Consider the following 17,327-nt stretch of genomic DNA (forward strand, 5'->3'; position numbering starts at 1 on the left):
ATGCAGATTGCTGTGATCGGGCTGGGCTACGTGGGCTTGGCCAACGCCGTCCTTCTTGCCCAACACCACGATGTTGTCGGATCGGATGTTAATCCCGCGAAAGTGGATGCGATTAACGCGTGCACCTCCCCGATCCAGGATGCGAAAATCGAAGAGTTCCTCGCCACCAAGCCTCTTTCGCTGCGTGCTACCACCTCGAATATTGAGGCCCTCGCGGGTGCTGACTACGCCGTCATTGCCACGCCCACCGATTACGATACGGAGACCAATGCCTTCGATACGGCCTCTGTTGAAAGTGCAATTGCGCAGGTAGCTGAGGCGAATCCCGGTGCCGTCGTCGTCATTAAATCCACGATCCCCATCGGTTTTACCGCGCGGATGCAAGAAACGTTCCCGCAGCTGCGCATCGTCTTTTCCCCGGAGTTTTTGCGCGAGGGCAAGGCACTGCAAGATAATCTCAACCCTTCACGCATTGTTGTTTCGGGCGACGACGCCGCAGCCGCCCACTTCGCCCAGTTGCTGAGTGAGGGTGCTGAAGCCCGCGACGTCCCGATTATCCAGGTGGGAACCCGGGAAGCCGAAGCGATTAAGCTCTTCTCCAATACCTATCTGGCTATGCGTGTCGCTTATTTCAACGAGCTGGACTCTTTCGCGATGGCGCGCTCCCTCAACGCCGCGGAGATTATTCGCGGGGTGGGCCTCGATCCCCGCATCGGGGATCATTACAATAATCCTTCTTTCGGCTACGGTGGCTACTGCCTGCCCAAGGACACCAAAGAATTACGCGCGGATTTCGAAGGCGTGCCCGAAAATCTCATGTCCGCGATTGTGGAATCCAATGAAACCCGGATTGGATTCCTGGCTAACCGCCTAGCCGGGGCTGGCTACGCCACGGTGGGGATCTACAAGGTAGCCATGAAATCGGGCTCGGATAATCACCGGGCTTCGGCCGCCCTCAGCCTCGCGGCGCAGTTACACGCGCGAGGTGTGGAGGTGCTCGTTTACGATCCGGCGTTGAAGCCGGGCGCCCTCGGGGATATCTCGGTGCTGGACTCCTGGGAGGAATTCCAGGATCGCGCGGATGTGATTATCACGAACCGTCTGGATGGCACCATGCCGGAAACGTCCACGCCGGTGCTCACCCGCGATATTTTTGGGCGGGACTAGCGCGCACGGGCATCATGGCGCGCACGGTATCTACGTAATATACGTACGGGCCGGGGATATTTGCTTCACACCGAAGCTTCCCCGGCCCGTATCTTGAATAGGGCATGACGCTCTCGCTTTAGCGCGAGCGCACCACCCCGAGCGTCTGGCCACCCTGGCCATCCCAATCACCGAAGATGACCATATCGCTGTGGCGCCCGTACGTCACATCTTCTACTACTTCCGGGCCGCTAAGCGGACCGCGCACCACGTACACATTCCCGCGGCGCACCACGAGGGTGGAACGCTGGGGTTCAATTTTCGCGGCGAGCACCTCGTCACCCGGGTTTCCATATGCCATTTCTGCGGAAACCGCGCTGGTGGCCAGGTTATCGGTGAAGATAAAGACGTTTCCACGCCGCACCGCCAGGGTATCCACGCCGTCCCCATTCCAGTCACCTACCAGCCAGGTATCCCCCGGGTTACCGAAGCAATAAACCGCATCGGCCGGACCGGACGTAAGGGAATTACGCACGAGGAGCAGGTTCCCACGCCGCACCGCGAAGGTATCCACACCGTCGCCATCCCAGTCGCCTACGAACACTTCGTCACCGGCGCGCCCGAAGCTGAAGACCCGGGTGGCAACCCCGGAGGTGAGGTTATCGCGCACGTGGAAAATATTGGAGCGGCGAATCGCTAGGGTATCCCGCCCATCGCCGTTCCAATCACCGGTGAGGATTTCATCCCCGCGCAGCCCGTAATCCATCACAATATCGGCGGTGCGCCCCCAGCCGTTAGCGAGGAAGAAACGCGGCGGGAAAGGCGCCACGGTGGAGGACGGGCGCGGATTGCTCGGCGCGGGAGCTGGCGGAGCGGGCGGGCGCGGTGCCGGTGGTTGGGTGGGGCGCGGCGCGGGTTGCGGCGTCGTACCACCACCGGAACGCAATTGCGTATAGATACGGTACGCGTTCTCGCGAATGGAGCCGATGGAATCGTAGATCGTGCCCGGGCACGAAGTATTGCCCACATCGCGATGCCCCACGATACGCGGCATCGCCTCGCCGGAACGGTAGCGCGCCGAATTATTGCGCTGCGGAATGGTCAGCGAGGTGGTGCCACGCGGATCCAGGCCCGCTAGCGCGAATTTCCAGCCGGCCACATCCGCGAGGGTGTTAAGAATGGTTTGGGAGGGGCGGTGATCCGCGGTGAAGGTGCCAAGCACGGACACGCCCATGGTGCCAGTATTGCGCCCGGCGGCATGCGCGCCGATGGCCATGGTTCCGTCCTGGGATTGCAGGGTGCCGTAGCGCCCTTCCCATTTCCCGCCGTACTTATCGACAATCACGTTGTAGCCAATATCGCCCCAATCGCGGGTGACAGCGTGGAAAGCGTAAATTCCGCGGATAACCCGCGGTACCCCGGCCTGAGTGTAATTATTCGAGCCGGCGGTGTGATGGATGACCATACCCTGGAAGGTGGCATATTCGACCGGCCATGTCATGAGGGAACGGTCCGCGCCCCAATCGGCCCGGGTATGGATCCCGCGGGTACCGATGCGGTTGGTCCAATCGCGGGCGGTGGGCAGCAGGCCGCTCGCAACCACGCTGCCCTGCTCGAGGGTGCCCCCGCCGCGCGCGGCGGAAAGTGAGGCGCCCAGGGCTGGAATTTCTTCTTCGCCCTCTTCGGGATTGACCACCGGATCGGTCTCGGTGCCGCGTTCAGGTAGAATCGGCGCGGTTTCGGCCTCCTCCACCTCCACGGTGTCACCCTCAGCGGTATAGGCAATATCGATGCGCAGGCCGGCCGGCAGCGGGCCCTCGCCCTGGGTGATACGCACCTGAATCCCGGTGGACTCCCCTGAAACGTTGTATTCCGTTCCGGGCCGTTCGCGCTCGGTTTGGGATTCCTCACCCACTTCGTACCAGTCTGACCACTGTTCTCCGTCCAGGGTGCGCATTTCGATGGAGGCACCCTCGGGGAGGCTCTCCCCGCGGTTCCAGGTCAGCCCCGCTACCGCGAAGGGTTCGTCCACCCGCACCGGGCTGGTGAAGACGGCGTAGTTATCGGCCAGTTCACCACCGGTTACGGTGTTTCCCGCCTCCGTGCCCGCCGTGGCTCCCTTTTCTGCGTCCGCGTTTTCTGCATCTCTATTTTCTGCGCGCAGCACGTTGGTGCGTACCGCATGCGATACGACGCCGCCCGCGCGCGCGGCACTCGCTTCCGGGGTAGCTTCGGCTTCCTCGGTGGGTTGCGCCGCTTCGCGCGGCTCGGCTTCCTTGCCAGAACCGAGTGCGCTCTCCACGGTTTCCTCCAGCTGCGCGGTGGCGGTAGTGGTCAAGGCTCCCGCTTCCGTGGTGAGCGGAATAACAATACTACCCTGTGCATCATCGTTCTCAGCGAAAGCGTAGCCCACAATCGGGACGGCAAGGCCCGCACTCGCGAGCGCCAGCACGGTTCCTAGAACAAGACCGCGACGTTTGGTCATTTTTCCCTCCGGTTCACGCTGTCCGCCACGATGGGGACTCATACGGGCAGCTTCCAGACTTACCTTACGGCAAAAGTCCCAACTTTCACACCCTTAACTCCGATTTACTTTAACCTCATAAAAATACATCGGTGTAATTCACTTGAGGCCACCGGGCACGGTGCGGAGCCGCCTCGCGGACACTCGTAGCTCCGGCTTGATTTTAATACGTTTTAGTTAGTGAGAGCGACGACGCGCCGCGCGCGCTGCCCGCACGTGCAGCTGCGCCCGCAGCGCGAGCCCACCCCGGATTGCCCAGCGCAGCGGCGCCTGCCAGGGGCGCGCGTAGACGCTATCAATATAGTGCGCTGCGCTGCGGTGATGTTCGCGCAGCATGGCGGCCGGCTGGTCTTTCCAGGAGGCCCCCTGGGAGTGGATAACTTCCGCTTCGGGCAGGAAAATCGATTGCCAGCTCGCCCGGGCCAGGGCCTCCCCCAGGGCCACATCCTCGAAGAACATGAAATAGGAATCATCGAAACCACCCACGGCTTCGAAGGCCTCCCGCCGCAGCAGCAGGCAGGCGCCGGAAAGCCAGTCCACCGGGTGAGCCCGGGTGACGTCCGCATTGGAGCGGTAGGAACGGGAGAAGGGATTATTCGGCCACATATTCCCGAGTAGCGCGTGCCCCACCCCGGAAACGATCCGCGGAAATTGACGGGCCGAGGGGTAAATCTCCCCTTCGGGAGTACGGATAAGCGGGCCGAGCGCGCCGGCCCGCGGGAAGCTTTCCGCCCCGCGCACCAGCGCATCGAGGGAGCCGGGGGTGAAGACCACATCGGGATTGGCCACCGCCAGCCATTCGCCGGTGAAACCCTGGGCTCCGCGGTTGGCGGCCCGCCCGTAACCGATATTTTCCCCGGTGCGCACCACCCGGGCCCCGTGGGCGCGGGCCACCCGATCCACTTCGGCGTGCTCCGAACCGTTATCCACAATGACGCATTCGTAGGCCTCATGCAGGGCCGCCGGGAGGGAGGCGAGAAAAGCTTCCAGTTCCGCCCCGGGATTGAAAGCCACGGTGATGACACGAATGCGCATGGTCCTAGCCTAGCCGAGCCACGCGCCTCCCGCCCGCGCCACCGTGCTTAACACCGCAGTGCGGCGCTTCTTCCAGCGGGCGACGCACCCGAACCCCTATGATGAGGTAGTGGCAAAAAACTCACGCGCCGCGGCGCATCTGATCGGGGGCCGCCGCACCTCTTCGTGGTGGCGGGTCGTGCTGCTTGTGCTGCTCGCGCTCCTCCTGACTCTCGGGACGGCACTGTGGTCCGCGTGGGCGCGCTACCAGGGGAATATCACCCGGGCCGATATTGATGATCTGGTTCCCTCCGCCGCCGCGGCGGAGCCGGTGGATCCTTCCGCGGGCCGCCCGCTCAATATCCTCATTCTTGGTTCGGATGTACGCAGCGGGGATTCCGATATTGATAACGCCGGAGAGTCTGGCGAAGTCGGGGGGATGCGCGCGGATACCACCATGATCATGCATATCAGCGCGGATCGCAGCCGCGTGGATATTGTGTCCGTGCCCCGCGACACCCTCGTGGATATTCCTTCCTGCACGATCCGCACTTCTTCCGGTGGTTCGGAAACGGTTACCACCCGCCCCGCTCCCGAAACCATGTTCAACTCCGCTTTCGCCATTGGCGGCCAGTACGGGGACGTGGCCAGCGCGGCGGCCTGCACCATGACCACTCTCCACAAGATGACCGGCATTACTTTCAACGGTTATATCGTGGTGGATTTTGCTTCCTTTATTTCCACCGTGGATGCCCTGGGCGGGGTTCCCATGTACTTCGCGGATGATCTGTACGACGAGCGCGCCGGCCTCGATATTACTTCCGGCTGCCGCCTCCTCAACGGCACGCAGGCCCTGGCCCTGGCTCGGGCCCGCTACAGCGTGGGAGACGGCTCGGATATTTCCCGTATCGGCCGCCAGCACGAATTGGTGAGCGCGGTGGCAGCCGAGGCCCTGCGCTCCAATCTCCTCACCGATTTCGGCCGCCTCATGCGCCTGCTCGACGCCGCGACCCAGTCCCTGCAAACCTCCCAGGAGATCGGCTCCATCAGCAATATTGTGGGCCTGGCAAATTCGCTGCGCTCCCTCGATCCGGCCAATATCCGCTTCTGGACCATGCCTTTCGCCTGGGCTGGTAACCGCGTGGTCGCCACCGATTCCGCCGATTACGTGTGGGAGGCACTACGCCGCGACGTTCCAGTACGTGCGGAGAAGAATGCCGACGGCGTTTTCGTTGGCTTGCCACCGGAAGGCAGCCCGGATGCTCTTCCCAGTACCGCCGCTAGCGGCATACCCAGCACCGGCAGTGACGCTGAGGGAGCTTCGAGCGCCGCGGAATCCACCACCACTGGTGATACCGAAGCCGCCACCTCATCCGAAAGCACACCCGCAGCACCGGAGCCGGATAGCGACACGCCGGCCTCTCAGGCTCCCACAACCGCCCGAACCGCCGAATCAGCGCCCGTATGCACCCGAGAGAATGCGATTCCCTGAGTATGAACCGTTTCCATGGGGCTACCCCACCACCGTCGTTCCCACCCAAGCGCAGGCTTCCGCGCCCCTCCTCGCAGGGCGCGCAGCCGGTGGGACGGGGCCGCGCTACGCCACCCGAAGCGCGCGAACAATTCGCTGATATTCCCGGCTCTACCCGCGCCGCCGGGGCTCCGCGCCGGCCCGCACCCGTGCAGCCCCCGAGCTTTGCTCCGCAACGCCAGGTGGCATCCGCTCCTCCGGCAAAATCCTTCGAGCAGGCACCTTCCTACCCGCCCGCAGCGTCCTACCCGGCCGTCCGCCCCGCCGCGCAGGCCGCGCCGGCTGCCCCCTACCCGCATAGCGGGGCTGATCGTCATCCGGTACCGGATATGCCCGGGATGGGTGCACCTGCCGGGCGCACCCGGCGCCGCCATCCGTGGCGCTGGGTTGCTGGCGTCGTCGTTCTTCTTCTTATTCTTGCGGTGGCCTGGCCCACCTATCTGTTCTTTTACGGCAATTCCAAGCTGACCCGAATGGATGCGCTGAGCGGGGCCGCGGCAACAAGCGGCACCACGTACCTGATTGTGGGTTCGGATGTGCGCGAAGCGGACGGGATTGATGACCCGACCGAGGGTGAGCGCGCGGATACCATTATGTTGCTCCACGTTCCCGAATCCGGGGCACCCGCGCTGGTCTCCCTCCCGCGTGATTCCTACGTGAATGTTCCAGGGGAGGGCGAACAGAAGCTCAATTCTTCCTTCGCTTTGGGCGGGCCGCGGCTCCTGGTAGAAACGGTGGAGGAACTTTCCGGGATGACCGTGGATCACTATATCCAGATTTCCATGGCCGGGGTGCAGCAGATTGTGGACGCGGCCGGCGGGGTGCGCCTGTGTTACGACGACGACGTAGACGACGCGGACTCGGGCATGGTCTGGGAAGCTGGCTGCCACGAAACGAATGGCGCTCAGGCCCTCGCTTTCGCGCGAATGCGCAAATCTGATCCGCTGGGTGATCTCGGGCGTACCAACCGGCAGCGCCAGGTGGTGTCGTCCCTGATCGGCAAGCTCAAGACCCCGGCAACGCTGGTGGATTTCCCGCTGCAGCGGCGCATGGTCGGCACCGCCGGCTCCATCCTCACGGTAGATCGCGATACGTCGCTGTACAACGTGGGACGGGCCGGGCTGGCGCTCGGGAGCGTGCTGGGCGAAGGAGGTCTGGCCGGAGTTCCCCCCATCGCCGATCTTGATTACCGTGCCAATGGGCAGTCTAATGTGCTCCTCGATCCGCAGCGTACCCCGGAATTCTTCCGGAAAATGCGCGAGGGGAACCTGACTCCGGCTGATATGCTTCCCAGTTTCTAAAGCGTGATAGTCTCAGCGCGATGACTGCCCCAGTACCAGAACCAACACCAGAACCTCGTTCCTCCAGCCGCGCCCGGGTGGAGAAATTGCTGCGCCGTTTACTCAAAGGGCAGAGCTTCCGGCAGTGGCTCGTGGAATTCCTGCAGTTCTGCACGGTGGGGCTGGGTGCCTATATCGTCAATGTGGGTATTTTTAATCTGCTGGCTCACACCGGACTGGTGCGGCTGCCGGGGGACCAATCCATGACGGCGAAAGTCATATCCGTCACGCTGTCCGTGATTTTCTCCTGGGTGGCTAACCGCTTGTGGACGTTCCGCAGCCAACGCTCCGCGGAGAAAATGCGAGAGTTTCTGCAATTCGTGGCGGTGAATCTGTGTGGCATGGCGATTGAGCTGGGCTGCTTGTGGTTCTCCCGCTACGTGCTGGATATGCGTTCCCAGCTGGCCGATAATATTTCTTCCAATGTGGTGGGGTTGATTTTGGGCACCGCCTGCCGCTACGTGCTCTACCGCTACGTGGTGTTCCGGGTGCGCGAATAGCGCCGTTATCCGGCGGCCGAGGAGCCCGGTGGCGTTTTCCTCCGCAGCACGCCTTTGTTAGAAGCGCCGTCTGCGGGCACCCACCGAAATTTCGCCACCCGCGGGGAAAACCTTCGCCGGGTCAAGAGCAGCCGGGAGCGCGGCAAGGACCACCGAAAAAACAGGAGGCCGCGCCTGGGATAATTCCAGCCGCCCGCCATTGCGTTCGGCTAGTTGGCGGGCGAGCGGCAGGCCGAATCCGGTGGACCCGCCCAGGGAAAATCCCTGGGTGAAAATAGCTTCCACGAATTCGGGAGCGACTCCCTCTCCCTCGTCACTAATATCGATAATGACGCCCCGGCCGGCTGGGCGCGAGGTAACCGCCGTCGTCCCTGCCCCGTATTTCAGCGAGTTTTCCACGCACGTGGCAATGATTTGGGAGAGCGCCCCGGGATCAGAGAGCACCGGGCCGTGCTCGCCCACCGTGAAGACCACTTTCCGGCCTGCCGCCGCGAAAGCCCGCTCCCACTCCACACCCTGCTGGGCAAAAATGGGTTGCAACGCCACCGCCTCCGTGGCACTTTCCTGAGCACGCGAGGCGTGAAGCAGATCGGTCACCACCCCGGTCAGGCGTTCCACCTGTTCCAGGCAACGCGTAGCTTCTTCTTTAACGTCCGGATCCTTGCTGAGGTACTGGATTTCCTCCAGACGCATGGATAGCGAGGTGAGCGGAGTGCGTAGCTGGTGGGAGGCATCGGCCGCGAATTGTCGTTCAGCGGAAAGCCTGCCGGCCATGCGATCCGCGGCGCGCGCGATCTCCTCAAAAACCAGGTCAATTTCTTCAATTCCCGAGGGCGCCATTTGCGGGCGGGTGGTTCCCGCTCCCAGCTGTTCGGCAGCGGCAGCCAGGTAGATAAGCGGCGCGGAAATGCGGCGCGAGACCCGCATGGCGATCCCCACCGCCACCAAAATAGCTACGATAATCGCCAGGATTTCCGCCCCTAAGAAGAGCACCATATCCCGCCGGGCCCGCCCCTCATCAAGGGCATTGCGCGGGATCGTCACCCCGCCCATCACCAGCGCGGGAATCCCGACCAGTAAAATAGCCGCCAGCGCGGTGCGGATCGTCATCCGCAAAGAACGTGCGCGCATCGGTTCTTCTTAGTGAGTCTCGAAACGGAAGCCCAGTCCCCGCACCGTGGAGATATAGCGAGGACTGTCAACGTCGTCGCCCAATTTACGGCGCAACCACGAAATATGCATATCAAGTTTCTTCGAGGAGGAACCGTTTTCATCCCCCCACACTTCACTGAGCAGCAGCTCACGTGACACGGCATCCCCCGCCCTGCGAATCAGCGCGGTAAGCAAATCAAATTCTTTAGCGGTGAGTGGCAGCTCCACTCCCTCGCGTAGCGCCCGGCGCGCCCCGGTATCCACCGAAATATCTTGGGCATTGAGATGGTCATTGCCCTGCTCGGTACGCCGCAGCAACGCCCGCACCCGAGCCAGCAGCTCCGCGAGCCGGAAAGGCTTCGTGACGTAATCATCCGCCCCGCTATCCAAGCCCACCACCATATCCACTTCTTCGGTGCGTGCGGTAAGAATGAGAATGGGGAAAGTATAGCCCTCCCCGCGAGCCTGCCGCGCTACCTCGAGGCCATCCATATCCGGCAGACCGAGGTCCAGGACCATAATATCGACCCCGTTGGTGAGCTGGTCCAGCGCATCCCGCCCGGTAGCAACCAGGTTCACGGTGTACCCTTCCCGCCCGAGCGCGCGGGCCAGCGGTCCGGAAATAGCGGCATCATCCTCAACAAGAAGCAAAGTAGTCACACTGAAAGTCTAAGCTATTTTCTTTTTTCACTCAGGGCCTGTGCCCCGGGGCGTGAAACGGGCGTAGGCCAGCCCCGGAGCGGCTTTCTCGATACACGCGAAAGCACCCGTTCTTAATGCGCACGGATGCGACGCAGCTCCAGCACCTCGGTGGCACCTAGTCCCTGGAGGGTAGGGGTTCCCACTGAGATCGTGGTGAAGCGATTCTCCCCTACCGCTTTGAGCGCGGTCGCCACCGGACGCGAGGTAAGAACCGTACCCGGGGAGGCCACATCTGCCAGCCGGGAGGCCATATTCACCGATGGCCCGAAAACATCACCGAAACGCCCCAGTACCGGCCCCCAGGTGAGGGAGGCCCGCACCGCCGGAATCTCCGGGGTATCGCGCAGGGCTTGGGTCACATCGCACACAATATCCGCACCCGTAACGATATCGTCCGCAATAAAGAGGAAAGCATCGCCCATGGATTTAACCACGCGCCCACCCCCACCGGTAATAACGGCGCGACAGGTGTAATCAAAACGCTCAATAAATTCCATGAACTGACGCGAGGTCATCCGCTCGGTCCGGTTCGTGAAGGACACAATATCGATAAAACCCACCGCGCGCGGAATCTGCGGGATGGCGTCATCCTCATTAATATGGGCGATTTCCGCCTCGGTATGGCGCAGCAGCGCGGCGGCCTGCCGCGACCAGGTATACGCTGCGGTACGCCGCAAAAACTCTTCGATATCCGCGAAATGATCAAGCACCCAGCGCCGCGCATCCACCGGCCCGAGCCCACCCGTAGTTTCGGCCAGTTCAAGCAAGGTTTCCACATGCCATTGCAGCATGCGATCCACATTGTGGGCACTGGCGCGCAGCAGCGATGTAAGGGCCGATTCCGTCAGCGGGGATTCCCCGAGCGATTCCGCCATCGCCCGCATCGCGGTAATATCCCCGTCCGTAAAAACGCGTTCATTATCTTCATCCACGATGGTGGGGAAACCGAGCGCCAGCCAAAAACGCCGCACGCCTTCCGTGTCCATATTGGTAAGCTCCGCGGCCTGGCGCAAGGTATAGCGCGGTAGCCCGCCTTCAAGATGCTCCATATAGGCAGAGAAAGTGGTAGGTTCTGTATCCGCCGAAGCCTGCGGCTGACGCGGGGGTGCGTAGTGGTACGACGCCGGTACCGCTGGCGCGGCAGATTCTGGCGCCTGAGCGCTGCCCGGCCGCCGGCTATCAGGCGCGGGGCTGCAGGCCCGCGAGCGCTGCGAGGTGCGGGCCGCTGTTTCCCGGCTAGGCACGAAATTACGATCTACCGGGGCTTCCATACGTGCGGCATGCCCGGGCCGGGGCACTCCGGATTCCGGGCCAAGAGGCAAATCCGCAGCGGTGTTACGCCGCAACTGGGCCATATCATCCGCGCTGAGCTCCGCGCTTTCAGCGGGCTGGACGCCACCCCCGAGGAGGTAAGCGATGAGATCCGGGCTCATGGCCGGGCCGATACCGGAATGTTTACGCGCACCACCATCGCCCACTTCGCGCAATTTTTCGGGATAGGGTGAGGGGCGCGGCGCGCTAGCGAATTGCTCAGCCACACTAGCCCCTTCCCTTAGCTGTTCACCACCGGCGCGGCGCCGCCTCAGGTGAGGAGAACAGGGAGCGCCAACCGCCGGCCATAAATAAAGTGCCTTCCATCACAGTATACTAGTCATCCTTGACACTCACGTCCATGTTTTCATCCAGGGATTTTGCTGGGAGTGGAGTGGAGGGTAGCCGCGGGCTATTCTGGAGCAGTGGAGAATAAACGAGAACACACAGATATTGATGCCCTCGCGGACCGCTATTTCCAGCGCGTCCTCGACACCTCACCCGAAACGGTGACGTTCACCGGCCTGCCCGGTGCCCCAGAAACCAAGCTTGATGATTACTCCCCCGCCGGGATTGCCGCGCATATCGATAACGTGCGGGAAACCTTGGCCGCCCTGGATCACCTTGAAGAGCAGGACGCCACGGATCGGGTGACCGCCGCCGGCCTGCGCGATCGCCTCGGCCTGGAAATTGAGCTGTATGAAGCCGGCGAAGAAGTCGGCAAGCTCAATGTTATTGAATCCCCGCTCCAGGGGATTCGCGATGTTTTTGACGTGATGCCCCAGGACAGCACTTCCGATTGGGAAACCATCGCGGCGCGCCTGAACGATGTGCCGCGGGCCCTGGCCGGCTATCGGGAATCCCTGGCGCAGCGGGCCGCGTCCGGCCCCGTTTTCGCGGCCCGGCAGGTGGAGCGCTGCCTGGAGCAGGCCCTCGGTGCCGCCTCTGATTCTGGTAGTTTCGCCGGGCTGGCCCAGCGCGGGGCGGCCACAGCCCCGGAACTTGCCGATGCTTTGGAGAAGGGCGCTGCCCGGGCCCGCGCGGCCTACGGGGAGCTGGCCGAAACACTGCGGGGTCTCCTCCCGGGGGCTACCGAAAATGATGCGGTGGGCCGGGATCGTTACGCGCTGCATTCGCGCGAATTCCTGGGCGCCGTCGTCGATCTGGATGAAACATACGAGTGGGGTATCCACGAACTGGAGCGAATCGACGCGGAACAGCAAGCCATTGCACGCGAGCTGTACGGGGAGGGCGTGAGCGTGAACGAGGCCCTCACCCGCCTCGATCAGGAAGAACGCTACACCCTGCACGGCGTGGAGGAATTGCGCTCCTGGATGCAGCACACCGCCGATGATGCCATGGCCGCTGCTACGCAGTATTTCGATATTCCCGAGGCGATGCGCACCATCGAATGCATGATCGCGCCCTCGAATTCGGGCGGTATCTACTACACCGGCCCGTCCGATGATTTTTCCCGGCCGGGCCGCATGTGGTGGTCCGTGCCGGAAGGCGTCACGGAATTCCACACCTGGCAGGAAAAGACCACGGTCTACCACGAAGGGGTGCCGGGTCATCATCTCCAGCTGGGCTTGGCCGTCTACCTCAAGGATCAGCTCAATGCGTGGCGCCGCCAGGCTTATTGGGTTTCCGGGCACGGGGAAGGCTGGGCGCTCTACGCCGAAGCCCTCATGGCCGAGCTCGGTTTCCACGAGGATCCGGGTGACCGCATGGGCGTGCTCGATTCCGAGCGGCTGCGCGCGGCCCGCATCGTGGTGGATATGGGCGTGCATCTGGGTAAGGATGCCGGGAAGGTGGCCGGCGGGCAGTTCGGCACCGGCGCCTGGGATCACGATGCCGCCTGGCGTTTCCTGCGCGCAAATGTGGCCATGGAACAGTCCTTCCTTTCCTACGAGCTGGACCGCTACCTCGGCTGGCCCGGGCAGGCCAGCGCCTATAAGGTGGGTGCGCGGATCTGGAAGGAACTGCGTGAAGAAGCCCGGTCCCGCGCGGGTGCCGGCTTCGACCTCAAGGCCTGGCATATGAAGGCCCTGCGCCTGGGCGGGGTGGGCCTGGACGTGCTGCGCAGCGAGCTTTCGCGCTAGGCCGGTCCTTCCTATGCCGATGACTCATGATGGGGGCGGCGCGGCGCATACGCCCGCGGCTGGGCGCACGCCCGCGGGGCACACCTCCGCCGGGCACACACCTGCAACGCATACGCCCGCGCTGCCCTCCCTGACCTTGGCTCTTGCCAGCCAGTCTCCGGCCCGCCTGGCCACCTTGCGGGCCGCGGGCGTGGATCCGCTGGTGCAGGTCTCGCACGTGGATGAAGATGCGCTGCTCGCGCGGGTGCACGGGGGTCCCTCCCAGGGGGTGCTCGCGCTGGCCGCGGCCAAAGCCCGCGATGTGGCCGCCACTCCCGGGCCGGCTCAGGGGGCCGATTTTGTGGTGGGCTGCGATTCCATGTTCGAATTCGAGGGCGAGGTTTACGGGAAGCCGCATTCTCCGGAAGTGGCCCGCGAACGCCTGGCCCGCATGTCCGGCAATTCCGGAATTCTCCACACCGGGCATTGCCTGGTTCACGCACCTTCCGGGCGTTCCCTGGCCGGGATTTCCCGGGCCACGGTCACTTTCGCGCACCTGAGCGCGGCGGAGATCGAGGCGTATATCGCCACCGGGGAGCCCCTGGAAGTGGCCGGTTCCTTTACCGCGGACGGCCTGGGTGGCCCCTTTATTGACCGCCTCGAGGGTGATTACCACGGGGTGGTGGGGATTTCCCTGCCGCTGCTGCGTTCCCTGGTGGAGCACCTGGGCCTGTCCTTCACCCAATTCTGGGCGAAACCTGCCCGCCCTGCCCTCGGGGTGCTTCCGGAAGCCGCGCAGCGTTTCTTGGCCGATAGCCACCACGGCACGGTCCATCACGGTGCGGATGGTTTCCTCCTGTGCGGTTGCGGCAAACGCCATTGGGGGATGAACGGGGCGGCCGGGATCGCGGCTTTCCGGCGCCACGCCGGGCATATCCAGATCCTGCTCCAACATCGCTCCCCCTGGAGCCACGGCGGTGCCACCTGGGCTTTCCCGGGTGGCGCACGCGAATGGGACGAGGAACCCTGGGAGGGTGCACTGCGAGAATTCACCGAGGAGACCGCGCTGGCGCCCACGGATCTACGCCGCGGCGGGGAGCTCGTCACCATGCACGTGGATTGGTCCTATACCAGTTTCGTGGCGCGCTGCCGCGACGGTATCGAGGCGGTGGCCGACGGCGAATCCATGGAGTTGCGCTGGGTGAACGTGGAGGATGTTGCCTCCTACCCGCTGCTTCCTTCCTTCGCGGCCACCTGGCCGCAGGTGCGCGAGCTGGCCCGCACCACCCTTGATTGGAGCGACGGCGCTTCCAATTAGATGGGGGCACCTAGAGCGGAACGACGGCGCGCGCTAGGACTCATCATTGACGTTCGCCGGCAGGCCGGCCACATAGGGGTGGTCGGTGCCGGTGGGCCCCAGGCTTTGCGCCCCGCCCGGGGAACCCAATTCAGAGAAGAATTCCGCATTGACGGCGGTGAACACTGACCATTCTTCGGGAACATCATCCTCGTAATAGATGGCTTCCACCGGGCAGGCCGGTTCACAGGCCCCGCAATCCACACATTCGTCCGGGTGAATGTAGAGGGTACGGTCCCCTTCGTAAATGCAATCCACCGGGCATTCGTCCACGCACGCCCGATCTTTCGTATCGACGCACGGCAAAGTAATGACATAAGCCACCGGTGTCACCTCCTCCTCTACCGTAATCCGAGCTCACGCCCAGCACCAAATCTAGTGACCGGGTGCGGGGGCTGGAGCTGGTGCGGGAGCGCCTTCGGGCTGCGGAGCGGGTGCGGGCGGGGTGGCCGGCTCCGGCTTCGGGCAGGTGCGGCCATGATCGGGCTGGTAGGTCCAGTCGTAGGAGGAATCCTCAACGACCTTATCTCCCAATTTCACGGTGCGAGATACGGTCACGGTAAATCCGGGATCTCCCAAGCCCTGGGGTTCACAATCCGGCCCTTTACCTTCCGTCATAACAGGCTGGCGGTAATTGCGCGGTTCCGAGGTCCAGGTTTCGACATCGTAATACTTCGTGGACCAGAGCTTCGTGACCACGTAGCCACCCTCCAGGTAGGTGTCGATGACCGCACCGTAGGGGGTGGTGTTCTTCCACTTCACGTCAATGGAGCCAGACCACAGGGTGGATTCGCGGCCCATGGGATAGCGGGAAAAATGCTTGGTGTGGGGGCGGTGCTCCACATCTTCGTAGCCGGCCAGGTAGCCGATATTAAAAACATTCGTCGCCAGCTGGGAGAGCCCCCCACCCAGGGCCTCATTATTGAAACCGTTCATGACCACCCCGGAAGAAACAAAGCCTTCCGAGTACTCAATAGGACCGAGCGCCGCTTCCAGGGAGAACGTCTCATTCGGTTTGACCAGGGTATCGGTGACTTTCCGGGTTCCCACCCGCAAATTGGTGGTACGCACCGAATCGCTGGTAAGCGGGGTGGAAATTTCGGAAACCACTTCCTTGACCCCGAGCTTTTCCGCGTCCGCGGTGCTGAAAGCGGCCGGAATTGGTGCCGGGCTCAGTTCCACGAGACGCTCAGCGGCAGCGGTACGCAGCGCGGCAACCTGAGCGCCGGTGGCGAGCGCGGCGTCGTCAATACCCACGCCGTCCTGGGAGGGGATAATCGTGGGCGTGGTGTGGTCCACGATCTCAATACGAGCATCCACCCCCGGTTTGAGCAGATCCGGGGCGGCGGCCCGCACCGCATCGCCCAGCACCTTACCCTCCAGCTTGAGCTGGAGCGCCGCGCCTTCGGGCACGAAAGATGCCGCCTGCGCCAGAGTTTGCGGACTGAGGTTCACGACCCGGTCCCCCACCTTCGCGGTGAGGTCGCCGGACACCAGCGGGCCGGCCAGTTCCGTGCGTGCCTTTTCGGCGGCTTCGGTGCTAATGGCGGGTTCGGAAGGCACCGCTTCCAGTTCGATACGTTCCTGGCCGCGCAACGGCTGTTCAATCAGAGCTGCGCGGGTGGCCTCCGCATCGACGGCGCGCCCGGCTTGCGCCGGGCTGAGCTGCGCCGTCGTACCTTCCATCACGAGGGTAGCGTTACGCGCTTCCGCGCCGGTGGCGTTACGAATCGTATCCACCTGGGCGGATAGTGCGGCGTCGTCTACGGTGACCTTCGGGGCGACCTCGCCCTTGCCGGTGAGGCGATGGAAAATCTCCACGGGGTTGAGGGTGAAACCGGTCAGGCTCTCCACCGTGGCCGCCGCGTCCACGCCCAGGGAGTAATCGCCCGGGTTCACGGTCACACTGGCGCCCTCCACAACCACCTCAACCGGGCGAGCCACCCGCGCGGCAACCTCACCACCGAGGTGTTCGGTAGCGGTGGCGGTATTCATCCCGCCGATCTCAATGCCGGCCACCGTGGTGCCCCGCGCCACGCGGTCGGCGCTGTACCAGGCATAACCCACGTAGGCGAGAAGAAGGATCGCGATAACCGCGGAAACAATCCAGGGCCAACGCAGCTTGCGGGTAGCTTCCACCTGCCGGAATTCGCCGGTATCGAAGCTTAGCGGCGTGTGCTCAGGTCGCATGCATCCTCCTGTGGTTGATCCTGGTCAGTTTCCGGGTGTGGGCCCGGGGGCGCGGAATGCCGGCGGCGCGCCAGGGCGCCGAGAAGCGGGAATGCCCCGGCGAGCGGAGCGAGAACAAGCCAGAGATTCGCGGCCACCCCGTGGAAAGCCACGATGTCCCCGTAGCCGGGAGCGGCAAAAGCCCAGAAGGTGAGGGCCACTTCACCCAGCCAGAATCCAGCCCAGCACCATGATCCTAGCCAATCGCGAGCAAAAGATGCACCACTGGCAACGAGCAGCGTGGCGAGGAGCGGGCCGACCCACACAATATCGGTGGCCAGACCGGGAATCCCCGCCATCCCCGCGTGGGTAACCGCGGCCAGTGCCCCGGCGAAAGCCCCGAGCAGCAGGCCGGTGGCGAGCTTTGCGACCCTCCGCAGCGCGACCCTCGGCACGACCGGACGCCCGCTTGGGCGCGGGGTGCGGTTCCTCCTCATCTC

General features: G+C 63.5%; 14 protein-coding genes. 6 read left to right on the top strand and 8 right to left on the bottom strand.

Features of this window, described 5'->3' with window-relative positions:
* A partial coding sequence (locus ACTFPK_RS06940; protein WP_320757768.1) for a nucleotide sugar dehydrogenase occupies positions 1-1,167 on the top strand: 1,167 nt, incomplete at its 5' end.
* A 118-nt stretch (positions 1,168-1,285) separates the two neighbouring features.
* Here the strand turns inward: ACTFPK_RS06940 and ACTFPK_RS06945 are convergent.
* Both ACTFPK_RS06945 and ACTFPK_RS06950 read right to left on the bottom strand, forming a co-directional pair.
* Positions 1,286-3,631 (bottom strand): N-acetylmuramoyl-L-alanine amidase, encoded by a 2,346-nt coding sequence (locus ACTFPK_RS06945; protein WP_435730791.1) that lies wholly within the window; start codon positions 3,629-3,631, stop codon positions 1,286-1,288.
* Positions 3,632-3,847: 216 nt separating this feature from the next.
* Entirely contained in the window at positions 3,848-4,705 is an 858-nt protein-coding gene (locus ACTFPK_RS06950; RefSeq protein ID WP_284891024.1) for a glycosyltransferase family 2 protein, read from the bottom strand.
* Between the two features lie 109 nt (positions 4,706-4,814).
* Between ACTFPK_RS06950 and ACTFPK_RS06955 the strand changes: the two genes are divergently transcribed.
* From ACTFPK_RS06955 to ACTFPK_RS06965, 3 genes are read left to right on the top strand one after another with little or no spacing between them, the layout of a single operon-like run.
* Entirely contained in the window at positions 4,815-6,176 is a 1,362-nt protein-coding gene (locus ACTFPK_RS06955; protein WP_439911363.1) for an LCP family glycopolymer transferase, read from the top strand.
* Positions 6,177-6,178: 2 nt separating this feature from the next.
* A complete protein-coding gene (locus tag ACTFPK_RS06960; RefSeq protein ID WP_284891026.1) occupies positions 6,179-7,516 on the top strand; it encodes an LCP family protein in 1,338 nt (445 codons plus the stop codon).
* 20 nt (positions 7,517-7,536) lie between these two features.
* Complete coding sequence (locus tag ACTFPK_RS06965; RefSeq protein ID WP_016443172.1) at positions 7,537-8,055, top strand: GtrA family protein; 519 nt, start codon at positions 7,537-7,539, stop codon at positions 8,053-8,055.
* Positions 8,056-8,112: 57 nt separating this feature from the next.
* Here the strand turns inward: ACTFPK_RS06965 and ACTFPK_RS06970 are convergent, their stop codons facing one another.
* From ACTFPK_RS06970 to ACTFPK_RS06980, 3 genes are all read right to left on the bottom strand, one after another.
* Positions 8,113-9,186: a sensor histidine kinase gene (locus ACTFPK_RS06970; RefSeq protein ID WP_016443173.1), complete on the bottom strand. Its 1,074-nt coding sequence runs from the start codon at positions 9,184-9,186 to the stop codon at positions 8,113-8,115.
* 9 nt (positions 9,187-9,195) lie between these two features.
* Positions 9,196-9,867, bottom strand: coding sequence for a response regulator transcription factor (locus ACTFPK_RS06975; protein ID WP_284891027.1), 672 nt, complete (start codon positions 9,865-9,867; stop codon positions 9,196-9,198).
* 113 nt (positions 9,868-9,980) lie between these two features.
* Entirely contained in the window at positions 9,981-11,447 is a 1,467-nt protein-coding gene (locus ACTFPK_RS06980) for a hypothetical protein (RefSeq protein WP_284891028.1), read from the bottom strand.
* Positions 11,448-11,645: 198 nt separating this feature from the next.
* Between ACTFPK_RS06980 and ACTFPK_RS06985 the strand changes: the two genes are divergently transcribed.
* Positions 11,646-13,322, top strand: a complete 1,677-nt coding sequence (locus ACTFPK_RS06985; protein WP_284891029.1) for a DUF885 domain-containing protein — start codon at positions 11,646-11,648, stop codon at positions 13,320-13,322.
* A gap of 19 nt (positions 13,323-13,341) precedes the next feature.
* Complete coding sequence (locus ACTFPK_RS06990) at positions 13,342-14,619, top strand: Maf family nucleotide pyrophosphatase (RefSeq protein WP_284891030.1); 1,278 nt, start codon at positions 13,342-13,344, stop codon at positions 14,617-14,619.
* A 33-nt stretch (positions 14,620-14,652) separates the two neighbouring features.
* On the opposite strand, the gene fdxA is transcribed toward ACTFPK_RS06990, so the two are convergent.
* The 3 genes from fdxA to ACTFPK_RS07005 are packed head-to-tail and all read right to left on the bottom strand — an operon-like array spanning position 14,653 to position 17,324.
* On the bottom strand, positions 14,653-14,982 hold the full coding sequence (gene fdxA / locus ACTFPK_RS06995; protein ID WP_016443178.1) for a ferredoxin: 330 nt from the start codon (positions 14,980-14,982) through the stop codon (positions 14,653-14,655).
* Positions 14,983-15,033: 51 nt separating this feature from the next.
* Complete coding sequence (locus ACTFPK_RS07000; RefSeq protein ID WP_284891031.1) at positions 15,034-16,848, bottom strand: VanW family protein; 1,815 nt, start codon at positions 16,846-16,848, stop codon at positions 15,034-15,036.
* Positions 16,824-17,324 (bottom strand): hypothetical protein, encoded by a 501-nt coding sequence (locus ACTFPK_RS07005; protein WP_284891032.1) that lies wholly within the window; start codon positions 17,322-17,324, stop codon positions 16,824-16,826. Before ACTFPK_RS07005 ends, ACTFPK_RS07000 begins: the two co-directional genes overlap by 25 nt.
* Positions 17,325-17,327: the final 3 nt, after the last annotated feature.

The organism is Actinotignum sp. UMB0459 (genome assembly GCF_051905915.1).
GTDB lineage: Bacteria > Actinomycetota > Actinomycetes > Actinomycetales > Actinomycetaceae > Actinotignum > Actinotignum sanguinis.